General features: G+C 65.2%; 33 protein-coding genes and 1 other RNA gene. 27 read left to right on the forward strand and 7 right to left on the reverse strand.

Annotated features, from left to right (window positions below; translation table 11 throughout):
- The 19 genes from AC5P60_RS19155 to AC5P60_RS19245 form a co-directional block, all read left to right on the forward strand.
- Window positions 1–181: hypothetical protein (locus tag AC5P60_RS19155; protein ID WP_495201804.1), on the forward strand; the 181-nt coding region annotated here is incomplete at its 5' end.
- 2 nt (window positions 182–183) lie between these two features.
- The gene (locus AC5P60_RS19160; RefSeq protein WP_242898940.1) at window positions 184–528 is read left to right on the forward strand and encodes a head-tail connector protein; all 345 of its coding nucleotides are present in this window, start codon (window positions 184–186) and stop codon (window positions 526–528) included.
- A gap of 1 nt (window position 529) precedes the next feature.
- Window positions 530–868, forward strand: a complete 339-nt coding sequence (locus AC5P60_RS19165) for a phage head closure protein (protein ID WP_242898939.1) — start codon at window positions 530–532, stop codon at window positions 866–868.
- Window positions 869–873: 5 nt separating this feature from the next.
- Entirely contained in the window at window positions 874–1,362 is a 489-nt protein-coding gene (locus AC5P60_RS19170) for a hypothetical protein (protein ID WP_242898938.1), read from the forward strand.
- Complete coding sequence (locus tag AC5P60_RS19175) at window positions 1,362–1,724, forward strand: DUF3168 domain-containing protein (RefSeq protein ID WP_242898937.1); 363 nt, start codon at window positions 1,362–1,364, stop codon at window positions 1,722–1,724. The genes AC5P60_RS19170 and AC5P60_RS19175 overlap by 1 nt, the downstream gene beginning before the upstream one ends.
- Before the next feature lie 62 nt (window positions 1,725–1,786).
- The gene (locus tag AC5P60_RS19180) at window positions 1,787–2,290 is read left to right on the forward strand and encodes a phage tail tube protein (protein WP_088470487.1); all 504 of its coding nucleotides are present in this window, start codon (window positions 1,787–1,789) and stop codon (window positions 2,288–2,290) included.
- Window positions 2,291–2,373: 83 nt separating this feature from the next.
- A complete protein-coding gene (locus tag AC5P60_RS19185; protein WP_180859114.1) occupies window positions 2,374–2,730 on the forward strand; it encodes a phage tail assembly chaperone family protein, TAC in 357 nt (118 codons plus the stop codon).
- A gap of 98 nt (window positions 2,731–2,828) precedes the next feature.
- A complete protein-coding gene (locus tag AC5P60_RS19190; RefSeq protein ID WP_425529290.1) occupies window positions 2,829–2,990 on the forward strand; it encodes a hypothetical protein in 162 nt (53 codons plus the stop codon).
- Between the two features lie 4 nt (window positions 2,991–2,994).
- Window positions 2,995–5,169: a hypothetical protein gene (locus AC5P60_RS19195; RefSeq protein WP_242898935.1), complete on the forward strand. Its 2,175-nt coding sequence runs from the start codon at window positions 2,995–2,997 to the stop codon at window positions 5,167–5,169.
- The gene (locus AC5P60_RS19200; RefSeq protein ID WP_242898934.1) at window positions 5,162–5,497 is read left to right on the forward strand and encodes a phage tail protein; all 336 of its coding nucleotides are present in this window, start codon (window positions 5,162–5,164) and stop codon (window positions 5,495–5,497) included. The genes AC5P60_RS19195 and AC5P60_RS19200 overlap by 8 nt, the downstream gene beginning before the upstream one ends.
- A gap of 9 nt (window positions 5,498–5,506) precedes the next feature.
- Window positions 5,507–6,472 (forward strand): hypothetical protein, encoded by a 966-nt coding sequence (locus AC5P60_RS19205; protein ID WP_242898933.1) that lies wholly within the window; start codon window positions 5,507–5,509, stop codon window positions 6,470–6,472.
- Window positions 6,469–7,164 carry a phage minor tail protein L gene (locus AC5P60_RS19210; protein ID WP_242898932.1) on the forward strand — a complete coding sequence of 232 codons (696 nt, stop codon included), beginning with the start codon at window positions 6,469–6,471 and terminating at the stop codon, window positions 7,162–7,164. The genes AC5P60_RS19205 and AC5P60_RS19210 overlap by 4 nt, the downstream gene beginning before the upstream one ends.
- Window positions 7,165–7,167: 3 nt before the next feature.
- Entirely contained in the window at window positions 7,168–7,404 is a 237-nt protein-coding gene (locus tag AC5P60_RS19215) for a hypothetical protein (RefSeq protein WP_242898931.1), read from the forward strand.
- Between the two features lie 74 nt (window positions 7,405–7,478).
- Entirely contained in the window at window positions 7,479–8,219 is a 741-nt protein-coding gene (locus AC5P60_RS19220; RefSeq protein WP_242898930.1) for a C40 family peptidase, read from the forward strand.
- A complete protein-coding gene (locus AC5P60_RS19225; protein WP_242898929.1) occupies window positions 8,212–8,802 on the forward strand; it encodes a tail assembly protein in 591 nt (196 codons plus the stop codon). The genes AC5P60_RS19220 and AC5P60_RS19225 overlap by 8 nt, the downstream gene beginning before the upstream one ends.
- A complete protein-coding gene (locus tag AC5P60_RS19230) occupies window positions 8,799–12,302 on the forward strand; it encodes a TipJ family phage tail tip protein (protein ID WP_242898928.1) in 3,504 nt (1,167 codons plus the stop codon). Before AC5P60_RS19225 ends, AC5P60_RS19230 begins: the two co-directional genes overlap by 4 nt.
- Window positions 12,302–12,691, forward strand: a complete 390-nt coding sequence (locus AC5P60_RS19235; RefSeq protein WP_088470495.1) for a hypothetical protein — start codon at window positions 12,302–12,304, stop codon at window positions 12,689–12,691. Before AC5P60_RS19230 ends, AC5P60_RS19235 begins: the two co-directional genes overlap by 1 nt.
- Window positions 12,691–13,434, forward strand: coding sequence for a hypothetical protein (locus tag AC5P60_RS19240; protein ID WP_088470496.1), 744 nt, complete (start codon window positions 12,691–12,693; stop codon window positions 13,432–13,434). Before AC5P60_RS19235 ends, AC5P60_RS19240 begins: the two co-directional genes overlap by 1 nt.
- Before the next feature lie 54 nt (window positions 13,435–13,488).
- The gene (locus tag AC5P60_RS19245) at window positions 13,489–14,220 is read left to right on the forward strand and encodes an SGNH/GDSL hydrolase family protein (protein ID WP_088470497.1); all 732 of its coding nucleotides are present in this window, start codon (window positions 13,489–13,491) and stop codon (window positions 14,218–14,220) included.
- Window positions 14,221–14,223: 3 nt separating this feature from the next.
- On the opposite strand, the gene AC5P60_RS19250 is transcribed toward AC5P60_RS19245, so the two are convergent.
- The gene (locus AC5P60_RS19250; RefSeq protein WP_242898927.1) at window positions 14,224–14,889 is read right to left on the reverse strand and encodes an SOS response-associated peptidase; all 666 of its coding nucleotides are present in this window, start codon (window positions 14,887–14,889) and stop codon (window positions 14,224–14,226) included.
- 110 nt (window positions 14,890–14,999) lie between these two features.
- On the opposite strand from AC5P60_RS19250, the gene AC5P60_RS19255 reads away from it, so the two are divergent.
- Window positions 15,000–15,503 (forward strand): hypothetical protein, encoded by a 504-nt coding sequence (locus AC5P60_RS19255; RefSeq protein WP_242898926.1) that lies wholly within the window; start codon window positions 15,000–15,002, stop codon window positions 15,501–15,503.
- Window positions 15,504–15,506: 3 nt separating this feature from the next.
- Here the strand turns inward: AC5P60_RS19255 and AC5P60_RS19260 are convergent, their stop codons facing one another.
- Window positions 15,507–16,712 (reverse strand): tyrosine-type recombinase/integrase, encoded by a 1,206-nt coding sequence (locus AC5P60_RS19260; protein ID WP_242898925.1) that lies wholly within the window; start codon window positions 16,710–16,712, stop codon window positions 15,507–15,509.
- Between the two features lie 165 nt (window positions 16,713–16,877).
- Window positions 16,878–17,231, reverse strand: a transfer-messenger RNA (tmRNA) gene (ssrA, locus tag AC5P60_RS19265).
- Window positions 17,232–17,450: 219 nt separating this feature from the next.
- On the opposite strand from ssrA, the gene AC5P60_RS19270 reads away from it, so the two are divergent.
- Entirely contained in the window at window positions 17,451–18,023 is a 573-nt protein-coding gene (locus tag AC5P60_RS19270; protein ID WP_033834399.1) for a hypothetical protein, read from the forward strand.
- 125 nt (window positions 18,024–18,148) lie between these two features.
- Here the strand turns inward: AC5P60_RS19270 and smpB are convergent, their stop codons facing one another.
- The gene (smpB, locus tag AC5P60_RS19275; protein WP_005409231.1) at window positions 18,149–18,652 is read right to left on the reverse strand and encodes an SsrA-binding protein SmpB; all 504 of its coding nucleotides are present in this window, start codon (window positions 18,650–18,652) and stop codon (window positions 18,149–18,151) included.
- A 57-nt stretch (window positions 18,653–18,709) separates the two neighbouring features.
- Between smpB and AC5P60_RS19280 the strand changes: the two genes are divergently transcribed.
- Both AC5P60_RS19280 and AC5P60_RS19285 read left to right on the forward strand, forming a co-directional pair.
- A complete protein-coding gene (locus AC5P60_RS19280; RefSeq protein WP_005409232.1) occupies window positions 18,710–19,135 on the forward strand; it encodes a type II toxin-antitoxin system RatA family toxin in 426 nt (141 codons plus the stop codon).
- Between the two features lie 3 nt (window positions 19,136–19,138).
- Entirely contained in the window at window positions 19,139–19,396 is a 258-nt protein-coding gene (locus tag AC5P60_RS19285) for an RnfH family protein (RefSeq protein ID WP_005409233.1), read from the forward strand.
- A gap of 36 nt (window positions 19,397–19,432) precedes the next feature.
- Here the strand turns inward: AC5P60_RS19285 and AC5P60_RS19290 are convergent, their stop codons facing one another.
- Window positions 19,433–19,825 (reverse strand): outer membrane protein assembly factor BamE, encoded by a 393-nt coding sequence (locus AC5P60_RS19290; RefSeq protein WP_005409234.1) that lies wholly within the window; start codon window positions 19,823–19,825, stop codon window positions 19,433–19,435.
- 103 nt (window positions 19,826–19,928) lie between these two features.
- Between AC5P60_RS19290 and fur the strand changes: the two genes are divergently transcribed.
- Window positions 19,929–20,336, forward strand: coding sequence for a ferric iron uptake transcriptional regulator (gene fur, locus AC5P60_RS19295; protein ID WP_005409235.1), 408 nt, complete (start codon window positions 19,929–19,931; stop codon window positions 20,334–20,336).
- 63 nt (window positions 20,337–20,399) lie between these two features.
- On the opposite strand, the gene AC5P60_RS19300 is transcribed toward fur, so the two are convergent.
- A complete protein-coding gene (locus AC5P60_RS19300; protein WP_483692809.1) occupies window positions 20,400–21,716 on the reverse strand; it encodes an SGNH/GDSL hydrolase family protein in 1,317 nt (438 codons plus the stop codon).
- 97 nt (window positions 21,717–21,813) lie between these two features.
- Here AC5P60_RS19300 and AC5P60_RS19305 point away from each other — a divergent pair, with 97 nt between their 5' ends.
- The gene (locus tag AC5P60_RS19305; RefSeq protein WP_033834401.1) at window positions 21,814–22,731 is read left to right on the forward strand and encodes a LysR family transcriptional regulator; all 918 of its coding nucleotides are present in this window, start codon (window positions 21,814–21,816) and stop codon (window positions 22,729–22,731) included.
- 110 nt (window positions 22,732–22,841) lie between these two features.
- On the opposite strand, the gene recN is transcribed toward AC5P60_RS19305, so the two are convergent.
- Window positions 22,842–24,503, reverse strand: coding sequence for a DNA repair protein RecN (gene recN, locus AC5P60_RS19310; protein WP_483692808.1), 1,662 nt, complete (start codon window positions 24,501–24,503; stop codon window positions 22,842–22,844).
- Window positions 24,504–24,618: 115 nt separating this feature from the next.
- Here recN and hrcA point away from each other — a divergent pair, with 115 nt between their 5' ends.
- Together hrcA and grpE are read left to right on the forward strand one after the other, a co-directional pair.
- Window positions 24,619–25,683, forward strand: a complete 1,065-nt coding sequence (gene hrcA / locus AC5P60_RS19315; RefSeq protein WP_005409239.1) for a heat-inducible transcriptional repressor HrcA — start codon at window positions 24,619–24,621, stop codon at window positions 25,681–25,683.
- A gap of 63 nt (window positions 25,684–25,746) precedes the next feature.
- Window positions 25,747–26,262, forward strand: a complete 516-nt coding sequence (gene grpE / locus AC5P60_RS19320) for a nucleotide exchange factor GrpE (protein ID WP_005409240.1) — start codon at window positions 25,747–25,749, stop codon at window positions 26,260–26,262.
- Window positions 26,263–26,441: the final 179 nt, after the last annotated feature.

Here is a 26,441-nt window from a genome sequence, read left to right on the forward strand (position 1 = left end):
ACCCACTGTCACTGAAGCCGCTGCGGAGGCCGCCGACGCCGTGAGCGAACAGCCCCCGGCAGAGCTGCCGGAGCCGGTGACGGAAGAACCCACTGTCACTGAAGCCGCTGCGGAGGCCGCCGACGCCGTGAGCGAACAGCCAGCTGGCAAGAAGGCACGGCAAGGCAAGGCCAGGGCCTGACCATGGAGCTGATCAGCCTGGAACAGGCACGAGCACATTGCCGTGTCGATACGGACGATGACGCGCTGTTGGAGCTTTACGGGACCGCGTCAGAAGGGGCTGCTCAGCAGTTTCTCAATCGCCGTGTGTTCAAAGACACTGAATCCATGGCCGCCGCAGTCCTGGATGGTACGGCGGGCGTCGATCCTATGCTGGCCAACGACTCAATCAGGGCGGCAATCCTCCTGATGTTGGGGCATCTGTACCGCACGCGTGAGGACGTGCAGGGCAGCGACGGGGCGACGGTCCAAGTCCCGATGGGAGCCCATAGCCTGCTATGGCCTTATCGAATCGGCCTCGGGGTCTGACATGAGCCTGCCGGCAGGTAAGCTCCGCCACCGCCTGCTGATCCAGCGGCAGGTGACGACCAAGGACGAGGACGGCGTGCAGACCACGACGTGGGTCGACGTGGCCACGGTATGGGCTTCGGTTGAGCCGCTCTCGGCCCGCGAGTTCATCCAATCCGGGCAGACCCAATCGGCGGTCACCGCACGCATCACCATGCGCCACCGCGATGGACTGCTGCCGTCGATGCGCCTGATACACCGCGGCGAGATCTTCAACGTTGCAGGTCTGCTGCCTGACAAGACGTCTGGGCTGGAGTACATCACGATCCCGGTTTCGGCCGGCGTCAACGACGGGCAGTAGTCGACATGAAGGTCGAGTTCAACATCAGCGGAATACCCGGGATCATCCGGACGCTGAGCAGCCTACCGGCCGAGGTCGTGAGCAAGAAGGGTGGGCCGGTGAAGCTGGCGCTGGCCAAGGGGGCGCGCTTCCTGCGCGACAAGGAGCGCCAGAACCTGCAGGCCGTGCTGGAGCCTGGCGACGAGTCCACCGGCCTGCTGGCGCAGAACATCATCGCCACGCGTGGTAAGGCGCCCAGCGACGGCAACGGCGAGCGCTACCTGGTCCGGATCAAGCGCAGGATGTACCCGGGCCGCAAGGGGGAGCAGGTCAGCACCCTGAAGTCGGCGCAGCTGAAGGAGTATGGGTCGGTGCACCAGCCTGCGCGCTCATTCATCCGTCGAACGGTGAACGAGCGCGGAGAGGAAACGATCAACCTGGTGGTCGGCGACCTGACCGTGAGGATTGATCGACTGGTGGCGAAGCTGGCTCAGCAGAACCGGGGAGGCCGCTGATGTTCCCGAAGGTGTTTCAGACCATACACACGCCCGCGGTCGCGGCGATCGTCGGTGATCGGATTGGCCGGCATGGGTTCGTCAAGCAGACGGAGAAGCGGCCCTATATCACCTGGCAGATCATATCTGGTCAGCCCTTCGACAACCTCAGCAGTGCGCCCACCAGTGACTTCACAACGGTTCAGATCGACTGCTACTGCGGCGGCGATAACGCCGACGGTCAAGTGGAGGCGCTGGCAACCGCCGTGAGGGCTGCCCTCGACGCGGAACTGATCTGCAATCGACTTGTGGTCAACAACCGCGACCCTGACACGGGACTTTTCCGCGTCGGCATGGAAGCCGACTTCATCGACCAGCGCTGAGCCGCTGGCATCACCCCAACAGCCGCCGAAAGGCGGTTTTTCTTTGACCAGAGGACTTTGCAATGACCGATGGCGTCATCAAAACCCAGGGGTCCGAGCTCTTCACCGTGGACAAGCTGAGTTCCAGCACCGCCTCGGTCCTGAAGTTCGAGTGCCCGACTGGCATCACCGGCCTGGGCGGCGCTGCCGACCAGATCGAATCCACCTGCCTGAGCACTGTCGGTGACAAGGAGTTCGAGGGCGGCCTGGGCAATCCGGGGCAGGTCAGCGTCCCGTTCAACTTCATCCCGCGCAGCCAGTCGCACCAGATCTTGTTCGATCTGAAGGAATCGCGCGAGGTCATCGACTGGCTGATCGGCCTGAGCGACGGCGTAGCTGCGCCCACATTGGGCACCGGCGATGCCTTGGTGCCTCCCGCATCACCCTTGCGCACCTCAATCGGCTTCCGTGGCTACGTCGCGGACCTGAACATCGACATCGCCACCAACGAGATCGTGCGCGGCACGCTGACGATCCAGCGCAGTGGCAGCGTCGTCCCCCACTGGAACGGGCCGTACTCGGCCTGACGGCTCACGCAAAGACTTTCGGGGTGTCCGGCTCTGCGCGCCCAGCCGTCGCGTACCCGGCCCCCACCTACTGAGAACGGCTGATGGACAAGAGCAAGATCCTGACGAGCAACGCCCCTGTCGCGCGCGAGGTGAAGTTCAGCGACGGAACGACCGAGACCGTGCACTTCCGCCAGGTCAGCGCCGGCCAGATGCGCCGCTGGCGCGCGGCTGAAGCTTCCGGCAACGAAGACGAGACCTGCTTTGCGATGCAGCGCCTGGTGGCGGCCAGCCTGTGCGACGCCGACGGGACGCTGGTCCTGAGCGAGGCCGAGTCGCAGAACCTGACGGCGAATGGCCTCACCGACCTGTTCCCCCACGTCATGGCCGTGGCCGGGATCGGTGAAGACGCAAAAAAGTCATCGCCGAGCGTGGACGCGAGTACTTCAGCTGCATCCTAGGCCTCGCGCTCGGCAAGACTCTCGGGGAGATCGACGATCTGCCCGAGCCTGAATTTCAGCGATGGCTGGCGTTCTATCAGCTGTACCCGTTTGACGATCTGCATCGCTACCACCGACCAGCAGCGCTTATCGGCGCCAGCTTCGGCGGGTCGATTCAGAAGAACCTCGACTTCCTGCAGCCGACGCCGGTTGCCCATGAGTTCCCCGACGCCGACCTGCGAACCCTTGCAGCATTCGGCTTGAAACCCCCGAGAGGCTGATCGCATGGCAACTGCCGGCTCCATCGTCATCGACCTGTTGATGAAAACCGGGTCGTTCGTGACGGACACCCAGCGGGCCGAGAAGTCCATGAAATCCATGGGCCAGACTGCGGCGGGTGTCAGCAAGGGCATAGTGGCCGGGTTCACTGCCATCGGCAGCGTGATCGGCGGTGTGATCGCTGCATTCGCGAGCGTGGACGCAGCGATCACCGGCCTGAGCAATGCGATCAATGCTGCCGATCGCATCGACGAACTGTCGGCCAGGTTCAGCATCTCGACGGAGACGCTGTCGGGGTGGGGCTACGCTGCCAAGATGACTGGCTCGGACCTGGAGGGGCTGGTCGGGATCATCCCCAAGTTCAGCAAGAACATTGCGGATGCGTCGAAAGCCGGCAGCGACGCGGACAAGACGTTCAAGGCACTCGGCATCTCGGTCAAGGACCAGGCCGGTAACCTTCGGAGCTTCGAGGACCTTCTGCCCGAGGTGCAGAATCGGTTCGCTGGCATCAGCAACGAGACCACGAAGACCGCGCTGGCGATGCAGCTGTTCGGCAAGTCGGGCTCGGAGTTCCTGGAGTTCCTCAGTCTTGGTGCCGACGGCATGCGGACGATGGAGGAACGTGCGCGTTCGCTTGGCATCGTCATCGACTCGGACACTGCAGGGGCTGCGGCCGAGTTCAACGATCGCCTGGACGACCTGCGCGCCGCAACGCAGGGCTGGTTCACCCAGCTGGCCAGCGAGCTTTTGCCCACGCTGACTGACTTGACCACGCAGCTGGTAGACGTTGCCAAGGAGGGAGGTGGCGTCCGCGATGTCGCTCACGGGATCGCCTCGGCGTTCCGCGAGATCGGCAAGGCGGCTGAGATCTTTGGGGTGGTCGAGGACTGGCTCGATCGGCTGCGGGGCGGCCTGGTGGCGGTGGAGAAGCAGGGCAACGCAGTCATCAAGCTGGCCACCGGCCAGTACAGCGGCCTGTTCGGATCGCAGGGAGGCGGATGGGACGCCTTCGCCAAGGACTACATGGCCGGCACCGCCTATGCCGACAAGGGCTGGGCTGCCATGCAGGGTGGCGGAGCCGGCATCCCAGAGGGGGCAAGGAGCGGCCCTCGGGGTCGACGCACCCAAGCCACGGCGGAAGAGATCCAAGCAACCAAGGACCAGACCGAGCAACTGCGCCGGGCAGCGGAGTGGGAAGCAAAGCTCCAGGCCACGTGGGCGGAGGGCGAGAAGAAGAAGTCGGCGGCTGCAACGCAGCAGGACAAGCAGGCCAAGAAGCTGCAGGACTCCTATCGGTCCACCAATGAGCAGCTGGAGCGGCAGATCGCCCTGTTCGGCGATAGCTCGGAGCTGAGCCGGGTCAACTACGAGATCCAGTCCGGCGGCCTGAAGGGCATCGACGCGGCCGCGCAGTCCGCGCTCCGTTCCAGCGCTTCGCTGCTGGATATGCTCGGCAACATCGACGAGGCCGAATCGATCATGGGCGAGAGCGCCCAGAAGTTCGCCGACGCCTTCGACGGCATGTTCGGTATCGACGACGACACCAGCTCGTCGGTGGAGCAGACCTTTGGGCAGTGGAGCACCTACGCCGACCAGGCCGCCCGGAACATGCAGGATGCCTTCGCCGACTTCCTGTTCGATCCGTTCTCCGAAGGGTTGGGCGGGATGGTTCAGAGCTTCGCGAAGACGCTGCAGAAGATGGCTGCCCAGGCGGCGGCTTCGCAGATCTTCCAGATGATCGGCAGCTGGGCCAGCAGCTACAGCGGGGCGGGGTCGAGCTGGATCAACGCGGTCGGCAGCGCAATCGGTGGGATGGCTGGCGGCCGCGCCGGTGGCGGCCCGGTTGCCGCCGGCAGCATGTACCGGGTGGGTGAGGGCGGTCGGCCCGAACTGTTCGACCAGGGTGGGAAGACCTATCTGATCCCCGGCGACGCTGGTTCGGTTCGCCCTATCACCGCAGGCATGCCCGCATCCGCCATTGGCGGCGGTGGCGGGATCACCAACAACTTCAACACCACGATGAACATTTCGTCCGATGGCACCAGCACCACCCAACAGGGCGATGGCAGCGAGGACGCTCGCCGGCTCAATCAGTTCTTCACTTCCAAGATGAACGAGTGGGCCACCCAACAGTCGCGGCCCGGCGGCCTCTTCCATCAGATGAGGGTGAGCAATGGCTGAGGTCTTCACCTGGTGCGTGCGCACCGAGATCACAGGCACCGGCGACTTCCTCACCCGTGAGGCCAGGTTCGGCGACGGCTATCGGCAGACCGCTGCTGATGGCCTGAACAACGAAACGCAGTCCTGGCCGATTTCCATCGTCGGACGCAAGTCGAAGGTTAGGCCGGCGCTGGCCTTCCTGCGCGCCCGCAAGGGTGCGGTGTCTTTCCTGTGGACGCCACCGCTCGGCGTCCAGGGCCTGTACCTGTGCAAGACGTACAACCTAATTCCCCATGGCAATGACGTGTTCACGCTCAACGCCACGTTCGAACAGACGTTCCAGCCGTAAGGAGTAACCATGGCCCGCCAGATTATCGACACGACCACTGACCATGGAACCTACAAGGGCGACCCGGCGAAGACCGCCTTCGAAAAGACCAACGATAATTTCGGTCAATTGTTCGGTCCGGACAGTCCATCGCTTCCCAAGTCCGGTGGCACTCTTAATGGTGACATGGTGATCTACGGGGGAACGCTTCGCGTTACCCCAAACACCTCAGGTGACCAACTGTTCTTCCGAACCGAGGGTGCATCAGGCGTGACTCTGGACGCCGTAAACAACGCGAACAGTAGTTACTCCCCTTTGTCCATTCGTGGCTCTGCCATCAATCTCAATGGGCCGGTGTCGGTAAGTGGTGGAATATCTGCAAATCTCACATTTGCCAGCACAACGTCGAACGTCGTGCTGGCGACAGGTGCCAGTGGTAGCGCTGTATTTCTGAGGCCGAATGGAGCGACCAACAGCTCTGGTCAGCTCTTGTTGGCGCCAGACGGATCCTGCAGTGCGGTGTCCTTCAATCCAACTTCTTCGGCCGATGTGAAGGACTTCATAGAGGGCTACAGTGGTGATGCTGACACGGACCTCAATCGTCTCGTCGTGATCACCCACAAGTACCGGCCGGAGTTCTTGGAGAGCGAGAAGAGCTACCTGAGCCTACTTGCGGAGAATGTCCACAGCGTCGTTCCTATTGCGACAGATGGTGACTATGACGTGGCAGAGAAAGAGCCCTACGAGCGGCCGGTGAAGGTCACGGTGCAGGTCCCCAACGAGAGCGGCGACGGCACCCATTCCGTCGAGATGGATGCCATTGAAACAGCATGGCGCGAGGTAACTCGTCATGTGCCGATGAACATCAACTTGATGGCTATAGTTGCGCTGTGTGTACGTGGCCACCAGACGAAGGACAAGCGCATCCGCGACCTGGAGGTGGCGGTTGCGGGCCTTGAGCAAGCGCTGGCTGATTTGCAGGCCGGCGCGTCATGATCACCGCCGATGCTCAGCAACTCGAACCAGGTGGTCGCATCACCCTGTTCGAACTGGACGCCAGCAGCTTCGGCGCCGATCAGCTGTTCTTCCACGCGCACCTGCAGTCGGGCGTGATCTGGTGGCAGGGCCAGGAGTACGGTCCCTGGCCGATCGAGGCCACCGGCTTCTCCCGCACCAGCGATCAGCCGCCGAATCCTCGCCTGAAGGTCAGCAACATCGACGGCCGGATCACTGCCCTGTGCCTGCTGTTCGACGATCTGGTTGGCGCGCGCGTGATTCGCCGGCAGACCTTGGCCAAGTACCTCGACGCGGTGAACTTCCCCGACGGAAATCCGACCGCCGACCCGGGCGAGCACTTCCAGGACGAGATCTGGTTCGTTGAGCGCAAGGTCTCCGAGACGAAGGAAACGGTCGAGTTCGAGCTGACCACAGCGATCGACCTCAACGGCGAGCAGCTGCCCGGCCGCCAGGTCATCGCCGGGGTCTGTGGCTGGCTGATCCGGGGTGGCTACCGCGGCCCCTACTGCGGCTACAACGGCCCGGCCGTGGCCGATGCCAACGACGTGCCCACCACCGACCCCGCGCGTGATCAGTGTGGCGGCAGGGTGGGGAGCTGCAAGCTGCGCTTCGGCGCCGACAAGCCCCTGCCCTACGGCGGGTTCCCGGCCGCCGGTCTACTGAGGACCTGATTGATGTCGATTTTCATGGTCAAGCGGTTGTATCGGCAGGGTCACGGTGATTTCATCGCTGCCCAAGCGAATGTCTACGTACGGATGAGTTGCGGTCGGCTGCACTTGGTCCGCAATCTGCACGGAAAAGTCGGCCATGAGCATGAAAGCAACTACACCTTCAGCGCCGACGCACCTTCCGGCGAAGTTGTGGTTGATGCCGCGCCTGATGTCAGGGTTGACGTGGTCAGGTTGAGCTGACGAATCCCCGCGATTCAAACCCGAGTTCATTACCCAGGCCCGCCCAGTGCGGGCCTTTTCTATGGGCGACACCCATGCAACAGACGACCCTGCAGGCCATCCAGGCGCACGCCGTGGCCGAGTACCCGCGCGAGTGCTGCGGCCTGATCGTGGCCGGCGACGATGGCGAGGCCTATGTCCCCTGCCGCAACGTGGCCACCACGCCCAGCGAGCACTTCCGACTTCCGGCAGAGGACTATGCCGATGCTGAGGATGTGGGCGAGGTGCTGGCCGTTGTGCATAGCCACCCGAACGCCCCTGCCTCGGCTTCGGATGCTGACCGCGTCATGTGCGAGGCCAGCGGCCTGCCGTGGCACATCGTCAGCGTGGGCCAGGTCATCGGTGCCGATCCCGAGTGCGGCGACCTGCAGACCATCGAGCCGTGCGGCTACGAGGCGCCGCTGGTGGGCCGGCAGTTCGCCCACGGCCAGTTGGACTGCTACAGCCTGGTGCGCGACTTCTACGACCGAGAGCTGGGCATCAGCCTCAGCCAGTACGAGCGCGACGACGACTGGTGGGAGAAGGGCCAGGACCTGTACAGCCTTGACCGGCTCCGCGCCGAGGGCTTCGACCTGATCGACGGCGAGCCGCAGCGCGGCGACATGGTGCTGATGCAGATCCGTTCGCCCGTCCCGAACCACGCCGGTGTGTACCTCGGCGACGGCCAGCTGCTCCATCACATGCACGGCCGCCTTTCGGAGGTCATCACCTACGGCGGCATGTGGGCCGAGCGTACCCGTTACATCGTCCGCCACAAGGAGGCAGCCCGTGTCTGAGCGACTGCGCACCGTCCGCCTCTACGGCCAGCTGGGCAGCCGCTTCGGCCGCTCTTTCCGGTTGGCCGTGAACAGTCCTGCCGAGGCTGTGCGCGCCCTGTGCGCGGTCCTGCCGGGCTTCCAGCAGTACCTGGCCCGTGCGAAGGAGAACGGCATGGCCTTCGCAGTCTTCGTCGGCAAGCAGAACCTGACGAAGGATCAGCTGCAGGACCCGCCCGGGAACGAGGACATCCGCATTGCACCGGTTCTACTCGGAAGTAAGCGCGGAGGAGTGCTCCAGACCATCATCGGCGTGGTGCTGATCGTCATTTCGTACGTGTTCCCGGTTACGGCGCCGTACCTGCTGCAGCCAGGTATTGCCATGGTCATCGGCGGCGTGGTGCAGATGCTTGGGCCGCAGCCGAAGGGCTTGGGATCGCAGGATAGTCCCGAGAACCGTCCGAACTACAGCATGAACGGGACCGTCAACACCCAGGCGCAAGGCAATCCGGTGCCGGTGGCGTATGGCGGCCATGACACGAAGGGCATGCTGACGGGTTCCGCAGTCATCAGTGGCGGCATCATGGCGGAGGACCAGCTTTGAACCTTCCTGTCCCAACTTCTATCGCGCAGGCGGTGCAGCTGGCCGGCGCCGGTGGCAAGAGCGGCAGCAACGGCCGCACGCCTGTGGAGACCCCGGACAGCCTGCACTCGATGGCCGTGGCCAGGATCATCGACCTGGTCAGCGAGGGCGAAATACGTGGCCTGGTCGCCGGCAATCAGTCGATCTACCTCAATCAGGTTCCGATCCAGAACCCGGATGGTGGGCTTAACTTCGCTGGCGTCACCGTCGATACCCGATCCGGAACGCAGGACCAGGAGTACATCCCCGGCTTCCCTTCGGTTGAGAACGAGATCGGGGTGAATGTCGAGCTGCGCAGCGACCAGCCGATCGTGCGCACGGTGAGCGGCTCCGACCTGTCAGCAGTTCGCATCCGGCTGGCTGTGCCTGCGCTGCAGAAGGTCGATGAGGAGAATGGCAACCGCAACGGGTATTCCATCAGCTACGCGGTGGACCTTTCCGTCGATGGCGGCGCTTACACGACTGTGCTCAACGATGCGATCACGGGCAAGACGACCACTCAGTACGAGCGCAGCCGCCGCATTGACCTGCCGACCGGCTCGCAGTGGCAGATCCGCATTCGCCGACTGACCCCGAACCAGAACAACTCTCTGATCTCGGACACGGTGAACGTGCTGTCGATGACCGAGATCATCGATGTGAAGCTGCGCTACCCGAACTGCGCTCTGGCCGCAGTGCAGGTCGACGCAAGCGCCTTCCAGAGCGTGCCGTCACGCTCTTATCGGATATGGGGCCGCATCGTCCGAGTGCCCAGCAATTACGACCCCATCGGGCGGACGTACAGCGGCGTGTGGGACGGGACCTTCAAGTCGGCATGGACGAACAACCCCGCATGGGCGTTCTTCGACATCGTCACGAACGACCGCTTCGGTCTCGGCAATCGCATCCCCCTGGACTGGGTTGATAAGTGGCGGCTGTACCAGATCGCCCAGTACTGCGATCAACTCGTCAGCGACGGGCAGGGCGGCCAGGAGCCCCGGTTCACCTGCAGCTTGTATCTCCAGACGCGAGCGGACGCGTACAAAGTGGTGCAGGACATGGCCAGCATGTTCCGCGGCATCAGCTTCTATGCGGCGGGGCAGGTCATGGCCTCGGCGGACATGCCCAAGGATCCAGGCGCCACCTACAGCCCGGCAAACGTGGTCGATGGTCAGTTTCGCTACGAGGGCAGCGGCAGGAAGGCGCGGCATACCGTAGCACTGGTGTCCTGGACCGACCCCGACGACTTCGGCCGGCAAAAGGTCGAGCCGGTGCAGCACCTGGATGGCATCGCACGCTACGGTGTGAACCAGACCGAGGTTACTGCCATAGGCTGCCATTCTCGCGGCCAGGCGCAGCGCATCGGCAACCACATTCTCTTCACCGAGAACCTTGAAACGGAGACGATCCGGTTCGCCGTCGGCCTCGATTCTTTGAACTGCATGCCTGGTGACGTGATCCAGGTGTCCGATCCGAACCGGGCAGGCCGTCGCAACTCTGGTCGCGTCCGCGCCGCCAGTGCCAACAGCCTGACGCTGGACCTCGTTCCGGAAGCCATGGAGATCGGCGACACGCTGCTGGCCACGCTCCCCAGCGGTAGGACGGAGGCGCGGACGATCAATAGCGTCAACGCATCGACTGGCGTAGTCACGGTGTCGGCCCCATGGAGCGCCGTGCCTGTTACGCAGTCGGTATGGGCCACAGAGTCCAGCGATCTGGTGCTGCAACTGTTCCGTGTGATCGGCATCGAGGAGGGCGAGGGGCTGACCTTCAACGTGACGGCGCTGAAGCACGTCCCAGGGAAGTACGCCGCGATCGACGATGGCACCCGGCTGGAGCTGCCGCCGATCAGCATCATCCCGCCCAGTGTGCAGCCGCCGCCGACCAATGTGGCCCTGTCTTCGCACGTGGTGATCGAGCAGGGCATCGCCACTCCGACGCTGACCATCCAATGGGAGCCAGCCGACAAGGCCATTGCTTACGACGTCGAGTGGCGCCGCGACGACCTCAACTGGGTGCGCCAGGGGCGGGTGGCCACCACCAGCATCGAGGTGCCCGGGATCTATGCCGGCCAGTATCTTGCGCGCGTGAGGGCGGTGAACGCGCTCAATGCCGTCTCGCTCCCGGCTATGAGCCCGCTCACGACGATTGCCGGCAAGACCGAGCCGCCGCCGGCGGTGACCTCTCTGACTGCCACGTCCATCGTGTTCGGGATCCGACTGGCGTGGGCATTCCCGCCTGGGGCGACCGACACCCAGCGCACTGAGATCTGGCGCAGCGCCGGCCCGAATCGCGAGACGGCCACGAAGCTGGGCGACTATGCCTACCCGCAGAACCGTCTCGAACTGGACGGCTTGGCCGCCGGTGCGCGGTTCTACTTCTGGGCAAGGCTGGTTGACCGCAGTGGCAACATCGGCCCGTGGTATCCGGCGGGCGCTGGAGTGATGGGAGAGGCCAGCACAAACCAGTCGGACTACGACGCCTACTTCTCGGGACGGATAACGGAGAGCGCGCTTGGTCAGGATTTGCTGACCAAGATCGAGAGCATCGACCAGATCGTGCCACTGATCTGGGAGGCCGGCGCCACCTATCAGCCTGGCGATACCGTCGTGTACAACGGCAAGATCTGGCTGTGGAACGACAGCACGGCAGGCAATGAGGAGCCGCCGGGCACGAAGTGGAAGGACGTGGGCGACGCGATCGCTCAGGCAGGCGCGGTGGTTGGCCGGGTAAACACCCTGGAGCTGCAGGTCAACGACCCGGAGACCGGCCTGCAGGCCATTGGCCAGAAGACCGACGGCCTGTTCGCACAACTTGACGTCCATGCTGCCGGTGACAGCGACTGGGGTGCAGGTGACTCCACGGTGTTCGCTGGCACGCTCACCATCCAGACGGTCATTGCAGAGGGTGACTACGCCCTGGCGCGCCGGCAGGAAACAGTTGAGGCGAGCGTTGGCGAAACTCAGGCGATCGTGCAGCAGACCTCTCAGGCCGTCGTGGACATGGATGGTCGGATCAGCGCGTCGTGGAGCTTGAAGCTACAGGTCGCGGCCAACGGTCAGTACTACGCCGCTGGCATGGGCATCGGCATCGAGAATCAGCCCGACGGCAGCTACCAGAGCCAGATCCTGTTCCAGGCTGACCGGTTCGCGGTGATCAACCTGGTGAACGGCCAGGTGACCACGCCGTTCGTGATTCAGGGCGGGCAGACGTTCATCAGCCAGGCGCTGATCGGCACGGCATGGATCACCAATGCGAACATCGCCGACGCGGCTATCACCAACGCGAAGATTAGTGGCGTAATCCAGTCCGACGACTACTCGCCGGGCCAGACCGGCTGGCGGATCAACAAGGTTGCAGGTGGTGGGTTCGAGTTCAATGGCACTGTCGCAGGCGGATACCGGATGAACATCACCAACGAGGGCGTTTACGTCTACTACCCGAACGGGGTCCCTGCGGTCGAACTTGGAGTGCTGCTGTAATGGCCGACGTGGGTCTGCGTGTTCGCAACGAGAGCGGGTATGTGGAGACCTCGGTCACCACCAAGCTGTCGAAGATGATCGGGTCCTACAGGTTTCCGCTCTACAACCCGGTTAACTCCAACAACAAATGGGTGGCACCTCCTGAAGCGAACGGGGGGCTCGTCGTCAACGATTTCTCCGGTGGCGAGCCCTTCTACTACTTCACCTGCGAGGGGCAGCGGTCGGTGTACGGGATGCTGGTGCCTTCGGTGACCATCTCGGGCAACAGCATCAACTGGTCCTGGGATCCTGACGTGGTGAACTACCACGTCAGGATGGAGATGTTCTTGAGCCAGTCGATCACCAACACCGTGGGCGGCATCACCCTTCACTACGGGATCTACAGCTGATGGCCGTCGGACTTCGCGTGCGGAACCAAGGAACCGGGCAGATCCAGATCGGTGCTGGCTATCGAAACCTGCAGTTGGCTAAGTCGGGAACCCTCGATACCGGTTCCTTTCAGGGCAGATCCACGGGTGGATCCCCCCCGTTCGCCTCTTCGTCTCCCTATGGGTTGCTGGCGAGCACTGCCGGAACAACGAACCTGCACGTGGTGAGGTACATCAACGACAGCGTCGCGTTCATCACTGGGTTTTCCATTGTCCAGTCGGGTTTGAGCTGTTACGTGTTTGCAGCGAACAATGCCCCGAACAAGACATTGGAGTACTACACCTTCGACGCTACCGAGCGGGCCGCTTCAGGGCCGGTGGGGCTGCGCATGCGCGGGGAGGACGGGTCAGTCTTCTATGACTCGAGGCGGAAGGGGGTGCGCGTGCTGCAGGTTGTGCCGCTGCCGCCGCCGCCGGTCAACACGCCGTTCGTTGAGGTCGGCCAGTTCTTCCCTGGCACCAAGATTGGCATCGCCATCCCATCTCCCAGGTTCTATTACGCATCGATATCCCGGGACCGGTGTACTGCCTACGCCGATGCTTTCCACATGACGAGCGACAATAGAGTCTTCATGTCGAAGCATGAGACGTTCTCGCAGACCCTGATCACCAACACCTTCCCGGTCGGCGGCGTGACTATGGGCCCTCAGAACGCCACGATCTTCATCGTGGACCTGACAGAGGTGCCGCTGGGGTTCGGCTGAGTACGCTAGGTTTACCAAGATCACAGCCGCGAGCAGTTGCTGTATCGTTGCGCCATGAAGACCGTGGCCTCGATCGCTGCCGCCTTGTTCGTGGCAGTCGCAACCCTAAGCTGTCGTGCTGAGTCTCTTGCGGTTCCATTGGCGCATGAAGGCGAAGCCAGTCGATGCATCGCAGCTGTCGTCAAGGATATGAAGGTGGCCTGGCCGGGCAACCAGACCATCAACATCGTCGCGTTCGGTCATAGCGTACCGGCGGGCTATGCGATTACCCCCGAGGTTCGAAAGAAGGACGCCTATCCTAGGCTGCTCGAAGACGCCCTGGCCGATCGATATCCGCATGCCGTGTTGAATGTCATCACCTCTGGTGTAGGTGGGCAGAATTCAACGCAGGGCCTGGCTCGCTTTCAGCGAGATGTGCTAGATCACCACCCGCGCGTGGTGCTCATCGATTTTGCGTTGAATGACCGACCGCTGGGTGTTGAGGTGGCTAAAGGCAATCTGACCAAGATCGTCGATGGTGTGCGTTCTGTGGGGGCGTGCCCAGTACTACTGACGCCGACATGGGATGAGCAGGCATCTCCGAACCAGCCCGGCGACGCACTGGGTGAGCAGGCCGCCATGATCCGTGGGTTGGCAAAGCAGCTGGACGTGCCGTTGGCAGACAGCCTTGCTGCTTTCGCCGCCTATAGGGGGAATCGGCACTTGTTGATGGCGCAGTTCAACCATCCGAACAAGGAGGGCCACAAGATCGTGCTTTCGCAGATCATGCCCTTGTTTGAGAAGTGAAGGTTAAGCAACCTGCTGCAGCAGGTCCTCGCGGTTGTTCCGCGGCGTGTTCACCGCGCGGCTGACGCGGTAGGCCTCCATGGCCGGGGGCTCGCTGGCCAGCAGCATCGCCATGGCGTCGTCGGGGCTGGCGGCCATCCACTCATCGATCTGGGCGGCCTGCAGCCACACCGGCATGCGGTCATGGATGTCAGCGGAGACGCCGCTGCTGTCGCCGGTGATGATGGTAAAGGTGCCCAGGTTGCCGTCGGGTAGAAGGGGGCTGGTGTCCTCCCACAGCCCGGCGGCCAGCAGCGGCCAACTGGCATGGATGAACCACGGATCCTTCTTCCCGTCCTCGGGGCTCACCGACCACTCGTAGTAGCCGGCCATGGGGATGACGCAGCGGCGCTTCTTGAACGCCGACCGGAAGGCGGGCTTGGTGACAACCGTCTCGATTCGGGCGTTGATGGTCGAGCCCTGCAGGCCCTTGGCCTTGGCCCAGAACGGCAGGAGGCCCCAGGCCAGCCGGGTTACCTGTCGGCCTTCGCCCCGGTCCAGAATCACTGAGGCGCGCTGTGTCGGCGCGAGGTTGTAGCTGGTCTGGATCTCGGCCAGGCCCGGGGCAAGGTCAGCCAGCCCCGGCTGGCTGAAGTCGATCACGGGGAGCTGGACGAATCGGCCGCACATGGCCGGAGGGTAGCCCTGAAGGCCGTGGCCGGGGCGTGATCCCGAACGGTTCAGCCGGTGAACGATCCCTTGTCGCAGCCTTTGCGACCGCCGGCCGTATCCTTCAGGCCATGCAGTACTCCCACGGCTTCCGCACCGCCCCGATCCCCTCTGGCTGGGTCCAGACCGGCGAGCGCTGGGCGCTTTGGTACAACGGCCGGGAGACGGCCAGCGTCACACCTGGCGGCGGCCCTGGGGTCCGGTTATGGATGGAAGGCCAGAAGATGTGGCAGGTGAAGGAAGTGCGCGCAGCCAACGTCCGGCAGGCGAAGCGGTACGCCGAGCGCTGGTGCGCAGCGCGGCTGTATCCCGAGCTGCCTCTGCGTGAGGCCGTCGCCCGTCTGACCGACAGCACGCCGGTCCAGTTGCCCCCGCCACTGCCTGGTCTGCCGCCGACCCGCGAGCAGCAGCAACAGGCTCGGCGCTTGGCTGAGGCCGGAGCGAAGGAGATCGAGCGGATCAAGGCAGCGCTGGAGCCGCGCAAGCCGCCGACAGAGACGAAGCCCCGCGCGAGGGACGTCCGTAGCAAGGCGCGGTTGAGGGCGGGGCTGGAGCAGATGCGGCGGGGCGTGTAGGCGTCATCCGGCCCGCAGCTTCACCACGTTGCCATCGCGCAGGCCATCGAGGTAATCCGCCCAGACCTGCATCATCCGCACACGCTCCTGCAGGTGCGATGTGCGGTTGTAAGCCCGACCGTTGGGATCCTTCACCGCGTGAGCAAGCTGGTGCTCGATGATGTCCGGGCGGAAGTGCAGGACCTCGTCCAGAATGGTGCGAGCCGTCGCGCGGAAGCCGTGGCCGGTCATCATCGTGCGGTCGTAACCCATGTTGCGCAGCGCTGCGGTAACGGCGTTCTCCGACATCGGGCGTTTGGGGTCGCGGGCGCCAGAGAACACCCACTTGTGCCGGCCGGTTATCGGCTTGATGTCCTCCAAGATCTGCAGCGCCTTCCTGGACAGCGGCACCAGGTGCACAGCACGCATCTTCATCTTGTTGGCGGGGATGGTCCACACGGCCGCGTCGAGGTCGAATTCCTCCCATTCCGCATGTCGCAGTTCGCCAGGACGCAGGAACACCAGCGGCGCCAGGCGCAGCGCCGCGCGGGTGACGGCAGATCCGCTGTATGCCTCGATGGAGCGCAGCAGGCCACCAAGCTGCACGGGGTCGGTAATCGCCGCATGGTGGGCCTCCTTGGGTGGCGCGAGCGCTCCCTTCAGGTCCGCAACGGGGTTCCGCTCGGCGCGGCCGGTGGCCACGGCGTACCGCATGATCTGGCCGCAGTTCTGCATGATCCGGTGCGCGGATTCGATCGCGCCGCGGTCCTCGATGCGACGGGCCACCCGAAGGAAGTCAGGAGCGGTGAGTTCACCTACGGAACGCGACCCGATCCACGGGAATACGTCGTTCTTCATCCAGGCCTCGACCTTCTCCGCATAGCTGGGCACCCAGGGGCGTGTGGCCAGCCACTCATTGGCGATGGTCTCGAAGCTGTCCGAGCCTAAGGCGGAGTGGGCGAGGGCGGCAGCCTTCTTCTGCGCGCCCGGGTCGACGCCTCGGGCCAGTAGCCGGCGGGCTTCGTCGCGGGCCTCGCGGGCGCGCGCCAAGGAGACATCCGGGTACAGGCCGATCGACAGCAGTTTCTCCTTGCCGGCGATGCGGTACTTCCAGCGCCAGCTGCGCGCGCCGGTCGGGGTGAGATAGAGGTACAGGCCGCCACCGTCGGTGATCTTCTGCGGCTTGTCGCTGGGCTTGGCGCGCCTGATGGCTGCGTCGGTCAGTGGCATTGGGGGTATCGCTTCAGTGGGTGCGGTCGGATACCCCTTGATATACCCCCACCGTCTCATGGATTGAAACGGATTGCCCCGGTCTGCTGCGGACAATAAAAAAGCCCGGAAACCCTTGTGATGCGGGGGTTTCCGGGCTTCTCCGGTCCTTGGCGAACCGTTCGTTGGTGGAGGTGGGCGGAATTGAACCGCCGTCCGAAGGCACTCCATCCCCAGCACTACATGCTTAGCTCACCGTTGGATCTCGTCCCCGAACAGCACGGCGTGCAAAGCGCATCCGGGAACCAGCCTGTTGTGTTCTAGTGCCGGACTGACAGGCAGCCACCCAGCGCGATTCCATGATAGTGACTCTACACCGCGAGCATGGACACAAGCGGTTTCGAGGCTTAGGCCTTAAGCGGCCAGAGCGTAGTTGTCGTCGTTGGCAACTAGAGTTTTGCAGCTGGATTTACGAGGAAAGCTACCCCCTCGGCATGCGCCAGGCGACTTCACAACCCCCGTCGAAACCAATGCACCCCCGGTTTCTACAGTGCTGCAAGGTACAGGGCCGATGCCGCGTTGCCACGGTCAGGGCCTGCCCAACGGTTGCAATGCTACGGCAAAACAGCTGAACAGTCACCTTTGCAATCCACAACACGTTGTAGAGCCACCGTCATAGCGGATTGGTAACGTCATGGGCACGAATTTGCGACACACTGGCCATCACGATCCAGGCCAGGACAGACACGGAGACTGTGGGTGACCGAGGCAAGCCAACAACGCAGCCTGCGACAGCTGATCGGGCCGGTCGGTGCCGACTATCGGCGGCGCGCGTTGCCGCCCGGCTGGGTCTGGGCCGTGCTGGCGGTGCTGCTGGCGGCCACCTGGGTGACGGAGTTGCCGGCCACGGCCGCGGCGGCACTGGTCGCCAGCGCGGTGGTGGTGCACTGGTCGCAGCGCGGTCGCATCCATTGGCTCGGCTGGCGCCTACCGGGCCTGGCCGTACTGGCGGCCCTGCTGTGGGGGCCGGAAGTGCTGTCGCAGTGGTTCGAGCACGGGCTGGCCGTGGTCCTGATGTCGCTGGCCAGTCTCAGTATTGGCGTGCACGTGTGGCAGTCGCGGCAGTTGGCGCGCCAGCTGCAGGGCGCCGCCGATGCGCTGGATGATGCCCAGTTGCTGTCGTTGCTGCCCGATGATGCCGCGCAGCTGGCCCAGCAGTGGCGGGAAGGCGATGACCGCTACGCGCCGGAACTGGCGGTGGTGATGCACCTGGCGGTGATGCACGCGGCGCTGGCGCCGCGCATGCGCGGGCAGGGCATGCTGGCGGGGTGACCCGCCTTTTGTAGCGTCGAGCCATGCTCGACTGCTTTTCTTACCGAAGCCGAGCATGGCTCGGCTCTACAGAAGACCAAGACAGCCGAGCATGGCTCGGCTTTACAGGGTGATGCGCAGCGGCCTTACGCGTCGCGGTTGCCGCGACGCATCACGCGCTGCTTCTCGATCGCCCAGTCGCGGTCCTTGGCGGCATCGCGCTTGTCGTGGGTCTGCTTGCCCTTGGCCAGCGCGACTTCGAGCTTGATCTTGTTCTTGCTCCAGTACATCGCGGTGGGCACGATGGTGTAGCCATCGCGCTCGACCTTGCCGACCAGCTTGTCGATCTCGCTCCGGTGCAGCAGCAGCTTGCGCTCGCGCCGGTCGTTGGCCACCACGTGGGTGGAGGCCTGGATCAACGGGGTGATCTGGGCGCCGATCAGGAAGATCTCGCCGTGCTTCACGTAGGCGTAGGCATCGATGATGTTGCCGCGGCCAGCGCGGATCGACTTCACCTCCCAGCCCTGCAGTGCCAGGCCGGCCTCGAAGCGTTCTTCGATGTGGTACTCGTGGCGGGCACGCTTGTTCAACGCGATGGTCTTGTTGGCCGTCGCGCTCTTTGCTTTATCCTTGCCGCTGTTCTTGCTCATTTCCGTATTGTCTCCGATTCGGGCCCGCCCGGTCGATTGCCGAAACGTCCTGTATTCATGCCTACTATCCGCCGCAGCGCCCTGGTCGAACATTCGTCCGCGCGCATGTTCGACCTGGTCAACGATGTCCAGGCCTATCCGCGCCGCTTCCGCTGGTGCTCGGCTGCCCAGATCCTGGAGCAGGGCGAGGACCGGCTGGTGGCGCGCCTGGACTTGGGCCTGGGTTCGTTCAGCACCTGGTTCCAGACCGAAAACACCCTGCAGCGCCCGCACAGCATCGACATGCAGCTGCGTGATGGCCCGTTCAAGCAGTTGCACGGCCGCTGGGAATTCCATGCGCTGGCCGAGGACGCCTGCAAGGTCACCCTGACCCTGGAATTCGAGCCCAGCTCGCGCCTGCTGGGGCCGGCCCTGGCGATCGGCTTCCAGGGTCTGGCCGATCGGATGGTCAATGATTTCGTCCGCGTCGCCGACGAGGCCTGAGCGATGATCGAGGTCGAGGTGGTGCTGGCCTGGCCGCAGCAGGTGCTGTCGCGCCGGCTGCAGCTGGACGAGGGCGCGACCGTGGCCGATGCCATTGCCGCCGCCGCGCTGGAAGGCAGTGACCGATGCCCGGCCGTGGCCGTGCATGGCGTACTGGCGCGCCCGCAGCAGGTGTTGCTGGAGGGTGACCGCATTGAGCTGCTACGCCCGTTGCTGGCCGACCCCAAGGACAACCGCCGGCGCCGCGCGCTCGGCGGTTGATACCCGCAACCCGTCCGTGGGGACGGGCAGGGGGCCTCAGCGGCCCTTCTTCTTCTTGTCCTTCGGCAGGTTGCGGCCGAACTGGCGCACGGTCTGCTGGGCCAGGGCCTTGTCGTTGCCCGGGAAGTAATCGCCTTCCCAACGGGTCACGGTGTCATTCTCGAAGAACACCACGAAGTTCTTCACTTCAGTACGTCCCAGGCGGTTCACCCGCTGGCTGGAGGTGTAGTCCCAGCGCTGGGCGTGGAACGGATCGGGAATGGACGGGGTGCCCAGCAGCGCGGTGACCTGCTGCTTGCTCTGCCCGACCTGCAGCTTGGCCACGGCATCTTCCCGGATCAGGTTGCCCTGATAGATGGGTTGCTTGTAGATGATGCCGCACCCGGTGGTGGACAGGGCGACGGCGGCGACCAACAGGAGATTGCGCATCGGGACTGGCGGTTGGGGAAATCAAACCGATGATACACTCCCGGCGTGCCACCGCGACCCAATCCGAGGCAGCTGGCGCTAAATCGCCAATGAACGGAGACCTATGGAAACCCACGACCTGCGTAAAGTCGGCCTGAAGGTGACCCATCCGCGGATGCGGATCCTGGCGCTGCTCGAGCAGCGCAATGCCCAGCACCACATGACCGCCGAAGACATCTACCGCCAGCTGCTGGAGCATGGCGACGAGATCGGCCTGGCGACGGTGTACAGGGTGCTGACCCAGTTCGAGGCCGCCGGCCTCGTGCTCAAGCACAATTTCGAGGGCGGCCAGGCGGTCTACGAGCTTGACCGTGGCGGCCACCACGACCACATGGTCGACGTGGACAGCGGCAAGATCATCGAGTTCGAGAGCCATGAGATCGAGGAGCTGCAGCGCAAGATCGCAGCCGACCACGGCTACGAACTGGAAGAGCACTCGCTGGTGCTGTACGTGCGCAAGAAGCGCAAGTAAGCCGATCCGGCCAGCCAGATGCGACGAAACCCCGGGCCTGCCCGGGGTTTTTCGTTGCTGGGGTCAGGGTCTGTTCCCTTCAGGAAAGGGCTCTGAGCCCGGGCGCCCCGCGGAGTCGGATCCCTTTGCACGAGCAAAGGGCTCTGACCCCTTGCGACCCAGCAGGATCTTCAGATCCACCGCCTCGGCCATCGCCCGGTTCCCCGCATCACCCGGATGCAGGTGATCGCCGGAGTCGTAGGCAGCGGCCATCCGTGACGGATCGGCCGGATCGCGCAGGGCCGCGTCCAGGTCGATCACCGCGTCGAACGGCCCGTCGGTGCGCAGCCAGGCATTGAGCTGGCGGCGCACGGCGTCCTTGTCCGGGTGGTAGTAGTCGTCCAGCGGCGTGCCGGGCAGGGCGCCGGCGAACGGCATCAGGGTGGCGCCGAGGATGCGTAGACCCCGCCGATGGGCCTGTTCGGCCAGGGCGCGGTAGCTTGCCTGCAGCTCGGCAAGCGTGGGCCGCGCCTGCTTGCGGGCGAAGGCGGTGCCGGGCCAGCTGATGTCGTTGATGCCGATCAGCACGATCACGCTGGACACGCCAGGCTGATCCAGTGCATCGCGTTGGAAGCGGGCGAGCGCGGATTCCCCCATGCCGTCGCGCAAGAGGCGGCCACCGGAGATGCCGGCATTGACCACGGCGATGCCCCGCGGTGCCAAACGCGCGGCCAGATGGTCGGTCCAGCGCTGGTCCTGGTCGAGGCTGGCGGTGGCGCCGTCGGTGATCGAATCGCCGATCACCACCACGCTGCGTGCGCTGGTCGGCGCCTCGACCTCGATGCCGGCCAGGAACAGGCGGGCCGTGGTGCTGCTGGCCCCGCTCAGGGCCTGGGCCTGGCTCTGGTCGCCAGGCGCAATCCAACTGGTCTGCCTGCCCTCCCAATGGAACGTCTGTACCGGCATCGGCCCCGGCACGAAGACGCTGACCTGCAGCGCCTGCCGGTCAGCCGTGGCCAGTGGCAGCGGATCGCTCAGCCGTTCCTGCCCGGGGCCGATCAGTACCCCGGGCTGGCCTTCGAAACTGAGCGGCTGCGGGGTGTCCCCCGCCCGGGCGGCCACGCTCGCCGCCCCGATCCGCAGTGGTTGAGTGCCGTAGGCATTGCTCAGCCGCACCCGCAGCCGGGGCCCGCCCAGGCTGATACGTGCCGTCTGGCGGAAGGTCTGGTCCTGCAGAGCGGCTGGGACCAGGGTCGGAAACAGGAATTCCGCGCCCCAGACCGGTTGCGGGCTGGCCTGCCAGCTGGCGACCCAGTGTGGCGCAGGGGCGTCGCTGGCGGCGCTGGCGGCACTGGACAGGCCGATCAATGCGGTTGTGACGAACTGGCTGAAACGATTCATCGGGCAATCCCGGGTGGAGGGAAGGCCATGGTGATTCCGTACTCATCTGTGAACTAGACTGCGCATGGACAATCATCTGTGAACTGGATTCATTGCCATGGCGCGCTCCGACATCAACCGATCCGGCGAACTGGAAGTGTTCGTGCGGGTGATCGAGACCGGGGGCTTTTCCGCAGCCGCCCGAACGTTGGAGATGACCCCGTCGGCGGTCAGCAAGCTGGTGGCGAGGCTGGAACAACGGCTGGGGACGCGCCTGCTGCAGCGTTCCACCCGCCAGCTGCAGCTGACTCCCGAGGGCTGCGCGTTCTACGAGCGCGGCCTGCGCGTGCTGGCCGACCTGGACGAGGCCGAGCGCTGCGCCAGTGCTCACGCCGAGCCGCGTGGACGCCTGCGGGTCAATTCCAACGTGCCGTTCGGCCAGCATTTCCTGTTGCCGTTGCTGCCGGCGTTCCTGCAGCGCAATCCGCAGGTAGGCGTGGACCTGACCCTCAACGACGAGGTGATCGACCTGCTGGAGCAGCGCACCGACGTGGCGGTGCGGGCCGGTCCGCTGAAGAGCTCGAGCCTGGTGGCGCGGCGGCTGGGCGCGACGCGGATGATGATCGTGGCTGCGCCCGCCTACGCGCAGCGGCATGGACTGCCGCGCAACGCCGAGGAGATGCAGTCGCACAACCGGCTGGATATCGGCCATGCGCGCGCGATGCAGGGCTGGCCGTTGCTGCAGGACGGGCGCGAGCGCATGCTGCTGCCCAGTGGCAACGCGCGCGCCAGCAACGGCGATGCGCTGCGCCAGCTGGTGTTGGGTGGGTTGGGCATGGCGCGGCTGGCAGCATTCCAGGTGCAGCAGGATATTGCCGCCGGGCGCCTGCTGCCGGTGCTGGAAGAGGCCAACCCCGGTGACCTGGAAGAGGTGCACGCGGTGTTCCTGGGGCAGGGCGGCTACCTGCCGCTGCGGGTGCGCGCGTTTCTTGATTTCCTGGTGGAGAACGTCGACCTGACGCAGCCACGGGGGTAGCGCCGGCCGCTGGCCGGCAACCTCACGATCTTCGCCCACCCGTGTTGGGTTGCTGGCCAGCGGCCGGCACTACCGCGCGGAAGCCGGGCCTATGCCCGGCTCGGGCGGCGTTACACCTGCAGCAGCTTGCGCGCGGCGGCGCGCGCTTCCTTGCTCACTTCCACGCCGCCGAGCATGCGCGCCAGCTCTTCCTCGCGCGCCTTGCTGTCCAGCTTTTCCACGGCGCTCTGGGTCATGCCTTCCACCGGGGCCTTGCTGACCCGGTAATGGGCATGGCCCTTGGAGGCAACCTGCGGCAGGTGGGTCACGCACAGCACCTGGCGCTTCTCGCCGAGCGCGCGCAGCTTCTGGCCGACGATGTCGGCTACCGCGCCGCCGATGCCGGAGTCGACTTCGTCGAACACCATGGTCGGTACGGCATCCAGGTCCAGCGCGGCCACTTCGATGGCCAGCGAGATGCGTGACAGTTCGCCGCCGGAGGCCACCTTGCGCAGGGCGCGCGGCGGCTGGCCGGCATTGGCTGCGACCAGGAATTCCACGCGCTCGGCACCCTGCGGGTCGGGCTTGCCGGCGTCCTGCGGTTCCAGCTCGATCAGGAACTGGCCGCCGCCCATGCCCAGCTCGGCGATGATGCCAGTGGTGGTGGCCGACAGCTCGGCAGCAGCGCTGCGACGGCTGGCGGTCAGCACTTCGGCCTGTGCGCGCCAGGCGGCGGCGGCCTTGTCGATCTCGCCGGCCAGGCGCTGCAGGCGTTCGTCGGCGCCGCGCAGCTGTTCCACTTCGGCGTGCATGCGCTCGCGCTGCGCACCCAGCTCGTCCATCGGCACGCGGTGCTTGCGGGCCAGGTCGTGCAGACGGCCGAGGCGGCGCTCGTTCTCCTCGAACTGTTCCGGGTCGGCGTCGAGGTCGTCATGCACCCGATCCAGCAGCGACAGGGCTTCGTGCAGCTGGATCGAAGCGTTCTCGATCAGGCCATCCACCTCGCCCAGGCGCGCGTCGTGCTCGATCAGGCGCGACAGCTCGTGGCGCACCTGCTGCAGCAGGTCCAGCGCGGAGCTGCCGTCGTCGCCGTTGAGCTGGTTGCTGGCGGCCTGGCAGGCGCTCAGCAGGGCGCTGGCATGGGCCTGGCGGCGGTGGCTGGCGCCGAGTGCGGCAATCGACTCCGGCTCCAGGTCTTCACGGTCCAGCTCGCGCAGCTGGTGCTCCAGGAAGCCGATCCGGTCACTGACGTCGCCCTGTTGCGACAGCGCCAGCGATTCATCGACCAATGCCTGCCAGGCCGCGGCGGCGCGTCGCACCTGGCGGCGTTCGTTCTCGTTGCGCGCATAGGCGTCGAGCAGGGCCAGCTGCGACGGGCGCGTCAGCAGGGCCTGCTGTTCGTGCTGTCCGTGGATCTCCACCAGCAGCGAGGCCAGGTCGCCCAGTTGCGCCAGGGTCACCGGGCGGCCGTTGATCCAGGCCCGCGAACCGCCATCGGCGCGGATGACCCGGCGCAGCTGGCACTGCTCCTCGTCGTCCAGCTCGTTGTCGGCCAGCCACTGGCGTGCAGCCTGCAGCTGCTCCAGCGCAAACTCGGCCGAAAGCTCGGCGCGCGCGGCGCCGTGGCGGACCACGCCGCTGTCGGCGCGCAGGCCGGACAGGAAGCCCAGCGCGTCGACCATCAGCGACTTGCCGGCGCCGGTCTCGCCTGAAACCACGGTCATGCCTGGCCCGAACTCCAGTTCGGTGGCGCGGACGACGGCGAAATCCTTGATCGAAAGATGTCTGAGCATGGGTAAGGGGGTATCAGCAGCCGCGCAACGCTAGCACGCGGGCGAGGGAGGTCCAATGACTTGCCAAGGTGATGCGCCGCCATTATCTAGTGTCCGTGTCTCACAGGTTGATTCCATGCACGGTTCTCCCGACCAGCTTGCCCCGCGTGCGCGCCATCTGCTGCGCACGCTGATCGCGCGTTACATCCAGGACGGCGAGCCGGTCGGCTCGCAGACACTGGCGCGCGTGGCCGGCCTGGAGGTCAGTCCGGCCACCATCCGCAACATCCTGGGTGACCTGGAAGACCTGGGGCTGCTGGCCTCGCCGCACACCTCCGCCGGGCGCGTTCCGACCGCGCATGGCTACCGCGTGTTCGTCGACAGCTTGCTGCAGATGCAGCCGCCGGGCGAAGGCGAGCTGGCCCGGTTGCGGCAGGAACTGGCTGGCGGCGGCAGCACCCAGGCCCTGCTCGGCAGCGCCTCGGAGCTGTTGTCGGCGATGAGCCACTTCGTCGGCGTGGTCAGCGCGCCGCGACGCGAGCAGTTCGCCTTCCGCCAGATCGACTTCGTGGCGCTGGACGGGCGCCGGGTGCTGGCGATCCTGGTGTTTGCCGACAACGAGGTGCAGAACCGCGTCATCGAAACCCGGCAGGAGTTCGCGCCGGGCCAGCTGGAGCAGGTCGCGAACTACCTCAATGCCCATTTCGCCGGCCTGCCGATGGCCGAGATCCGCACCCGACTGCTGCTGGAACTGCGCGATGCCCGCTCCGAGCTGGAACAGCTGCTGGCGCACAGCATCGAGCTGGCCGAGCAGGCCCTGCAGCCGGCGGCCGACGACATGCTGGTGGCGGGCCAGACCCGCCTGATGGGGGTGCAGGACCTGTCCGACCTGGAGCGCCTGCGCGAGCTGTTCGAGCTGTTCTCCAGCAAGCGCGAGATCCTGCAGCTGCTGGAGCGGACCATCCAGGCGCCCGGCGTGCGCATCTTCATCGGCGAGGAGACCGGGATGATGCCGCTGCAGGGCGTCTCGCTGGTCACCGCCCCTTACACGGCCAATGGCCAGGTGCTGGGCGTGCTGGGGGTGATCGGCCCCAAGCGGATGGCGTACGACCGCGTGATCCCGCTGGTCCAGGCTACCGCCGATGTACTGGGCGCGGCGTTTTCGCCAGCCGGCCGCCCGCCGGGAACATCCGACGCTTGAAACGCAGCATCCCGCCCACACTAGGGTGGGTGGAGGCGGAGATTGACCGCCAGGGACCCAGACATGAACCACGAACAGCCAGATATCGAATCCCAGCAGAGTGCCGCCGATGCGGCCGCCACCGCCGGCGTCAACGACGAAGTCGAGCGCCTGCGCGCCGAAATCGAACAGGTCAAGGCCGATGCCCTGCGTGAGCGCGCCGACCTGGAGAACCAGCGCAAGCGCGTTGCCCGTGACATCGAACAGGCCCGCAAGTTCGCCAACGAGAAGCTGCTGGGCGATCTGCTCCCCGTGTTCGACAGCCTGGATGCCGGCCTGAAGGCCGCCGGCGACGACCCGCACCCGCTGCGCGAAGGCCTGGAGCTGACCTACAAGCAGCTGCTGAAGGTGGCCGCCGACAACGGACTGGTCCTGCTGGACCCGATCGGCCAGCCGTTCAACCCGGAACACCACCAGGCCATCAGCCAGGTGCCGACGCCGGGCGCCGCCCCGGGCAGCGTGGTGACCGTGTTCCAGAAGGGCTACCTGCTCAACGAGCGCCTGCTGCGGCCGGCGCTGGTGGTGGTGGCCGCCGATTGATGGACCAGGCCGGGCTTTGCCCGGTCCCGGTTGTGCCAGGCCATGCCTGGCAAGGTTTTCCAGGCGCTGAACACAGCGTTCGGGAGATGGCTTGAATGTTCCACGAGCCTCCCCCACATCGTATTCATCCACCGGCCGAACGGCCGGACTGACACCAACAAGCATCCTCAGGAGTCTCC

It is taken from the genome of Stenotrophomonas sp. YJH_SMC_120, from assembly GCF_059368675.1.

Coding starts and splice junctions, on each gene's coding strand:
- AC5P60_RS19180 (WP_088470487.1), top strand. CDS start 1,787: ATGACCGATGGCGTCATCAAAACCCAGGGGTCCGAGCTCTTCACCGTG.
- AC5P60_RS19210 (WP_242898932.1), top strand. CDS start 6,469: ATGATCACCGCCGATGCTCAGCAACTCGAACCAGGTGGTCGCATCACC.
- AC5P60_RS19260 (WP_242898925.1), bottom strand. CDS start 16,712: ATGCCACTGACCGACGCAGCCATCAGGCGCGCCAAGCCCAGCGACAAG.
- AC5P60_RS19290 (WP_005409234.1), bottom strand. CDS start 19,825: ATGCGCAATCTCCTGTTGGTCGCCGCCGTCGCCCTGTCCACCACCGGG.
- fur (WP_005409235.1), top strand. CDS start 19,929: ATGGAAACCCACGACCTGCGTAAAGTCGGCCTGAAGGTGACCCATCCG.
- AC5P60_RS19215 (WP_242898931.1), top strand. CDS start 7,168: ATGTCGATTTTCATGGTCAAGCGGTTGTATCGGCAGGGTCACGGTGAT.
- AC5P60_RS19200 (WP_242898934.1), top strand. CDS start 5,162: ATGGCTGAGGTCTTCACCTGGTGCGTGCGCACCGAGATCACAGGCACC.
- AC5P60_RS19240 (WP_088470496.1), top strand. CDS start 12,691: ATGGCCGTCGGACTTCGCGTGCGGAACCAAGGAACCGGGCAGATCCAG.
- AC5P60_RS19235 (WP_088470495.1), top strand. CDS start 12,302: ATGGCCGACGTGGGTCTGCGTGTTCGCAACGAGAGCGGGTATGTGGAG.
- smpB (WP_005409231.1), bottom strand. CDS start 18,652: ATGAGCAAGAACAGCGGCAAGGATAAAGCAAAGAGCGCGACGGCCAAC.
- AC5P60_RS19205 (WP_242898933.1), top strand. CDS start 5,507: ATGGCCCGCCAGATTATCGACACGACCACTGACCATGGAACCTACAAG.
- AC5P60_RS19250 (WP_242898927.1), bottom strand. CDS start 14,889: ATGTGCGGCCGATTCGTCCAGCTCCCCGTGATCGACTTCAGCCAGCCG.
- AC5P60_RS19305 (WP_033834401.1), top strand. CDS start 21,814: ATGGCGCGCTCCGACATCAACCGATCCGGCGAACTGGAAGTGTTCGTG.
- recN (WP_483692808.1), bottom strand. CDS start 24,503: ATGCTCAGACATCTTTCGATCAAGGATTTCGCCGTCGTCCGCGCCACC.
- grpE (WP_005409240.1), top strand. CDS start 25,747: ATGAACCACGAACAGCCAGATATCGAATCCCAGCAGAGTGCCGCCGAT.
- AC5P60_RS19170 (WP_242898938.1), top strand. CDS start 874: ATGAAGGTCGAGTTCAACATCAGCGGAATACCCGGGATCATCCGGACG.
- AC5P60_RS19220 (WP_242898930.1), top strand. CDS start 7,479: ATGCAACAGACGACCCTGCAGGCCATCCAGGCGCACGCCGTGGCCGAG.
- hrcA (WP_005409239.1), top strand. CDS start 24,619: ATGCACGGTTCTCCCGACCAGCTTGCCCCGCGTGCGCGCCATCTGCTG.
- AC5P60_RS19280 (WP_005409232.1), top strand. CDS start 18,710: ATGCCTACTATCCGCCGCAGCGCCCTGGTCGAACATTCGTCCGCGCGC.
- AC5P60_RS19255 (WP_242898926.1), top strand. CDS start 15,000: ATGCAGTACTCCCACGGCTTCCGCACCGCCCCGATCCCCTCTGGCTGG.
- AC5P60_RS19285 (WP_005409233.1), top strand. CDS start 19,139: ATGATCGAGGTCGAGGTGGTGCTGGCCTGGCCGCAGCAGGTGCTGTCG.
- AC5P60_RS19165 (WP_242898939.1), top strand. CDS start 530: ATGAGCCTGCCGGCAGGTAAGCTCCGCCACCGCCTGCTGATCCAGCGG.
- AC5P60_RS19245 (WP_088470497.1), top strand. CDS start 13,489: ATGAAGACCGTGGCCTCGATCGCTGCCGCCTTGTTCGTGGCAGTCGCA.
- AC5P60_RS19175 (WP_242898937.1), top strand. CDS start 1,362: ATGTTCCCGAAGGTGTTTCAGACCATACACACGCCCGCGGTCGCGGCG.
- AC5P60_RS19195 (WP_242898935.1), top strand. CDS start 2,995: ATGGCAACTGCCGGCTCCATCGTCATCGACCTGTTGATGAAAACCGGG.
- AC5P60_RS19300 (WP_483692809.1), bottom strand. CDS start 21,716: ATGAATCGTTTCAGCCAGTTCGTCACAACCGCATTGATCGGCCTGTCC.
- AC5P60_RS19160 (WP_242898940.1), top strand. CDS start 184: ATGGAGCTGATCAGCCTGGAACAGGCACGAGCACATTGCCGTGTCGAT.
- AC5P60_RS19185 (WP_180859114.1), top strand. CDS start 2,374: ATGGACAAGAGCAAGATCCTGACGAGCAACGCCCCTGTCGCGCGCGAG.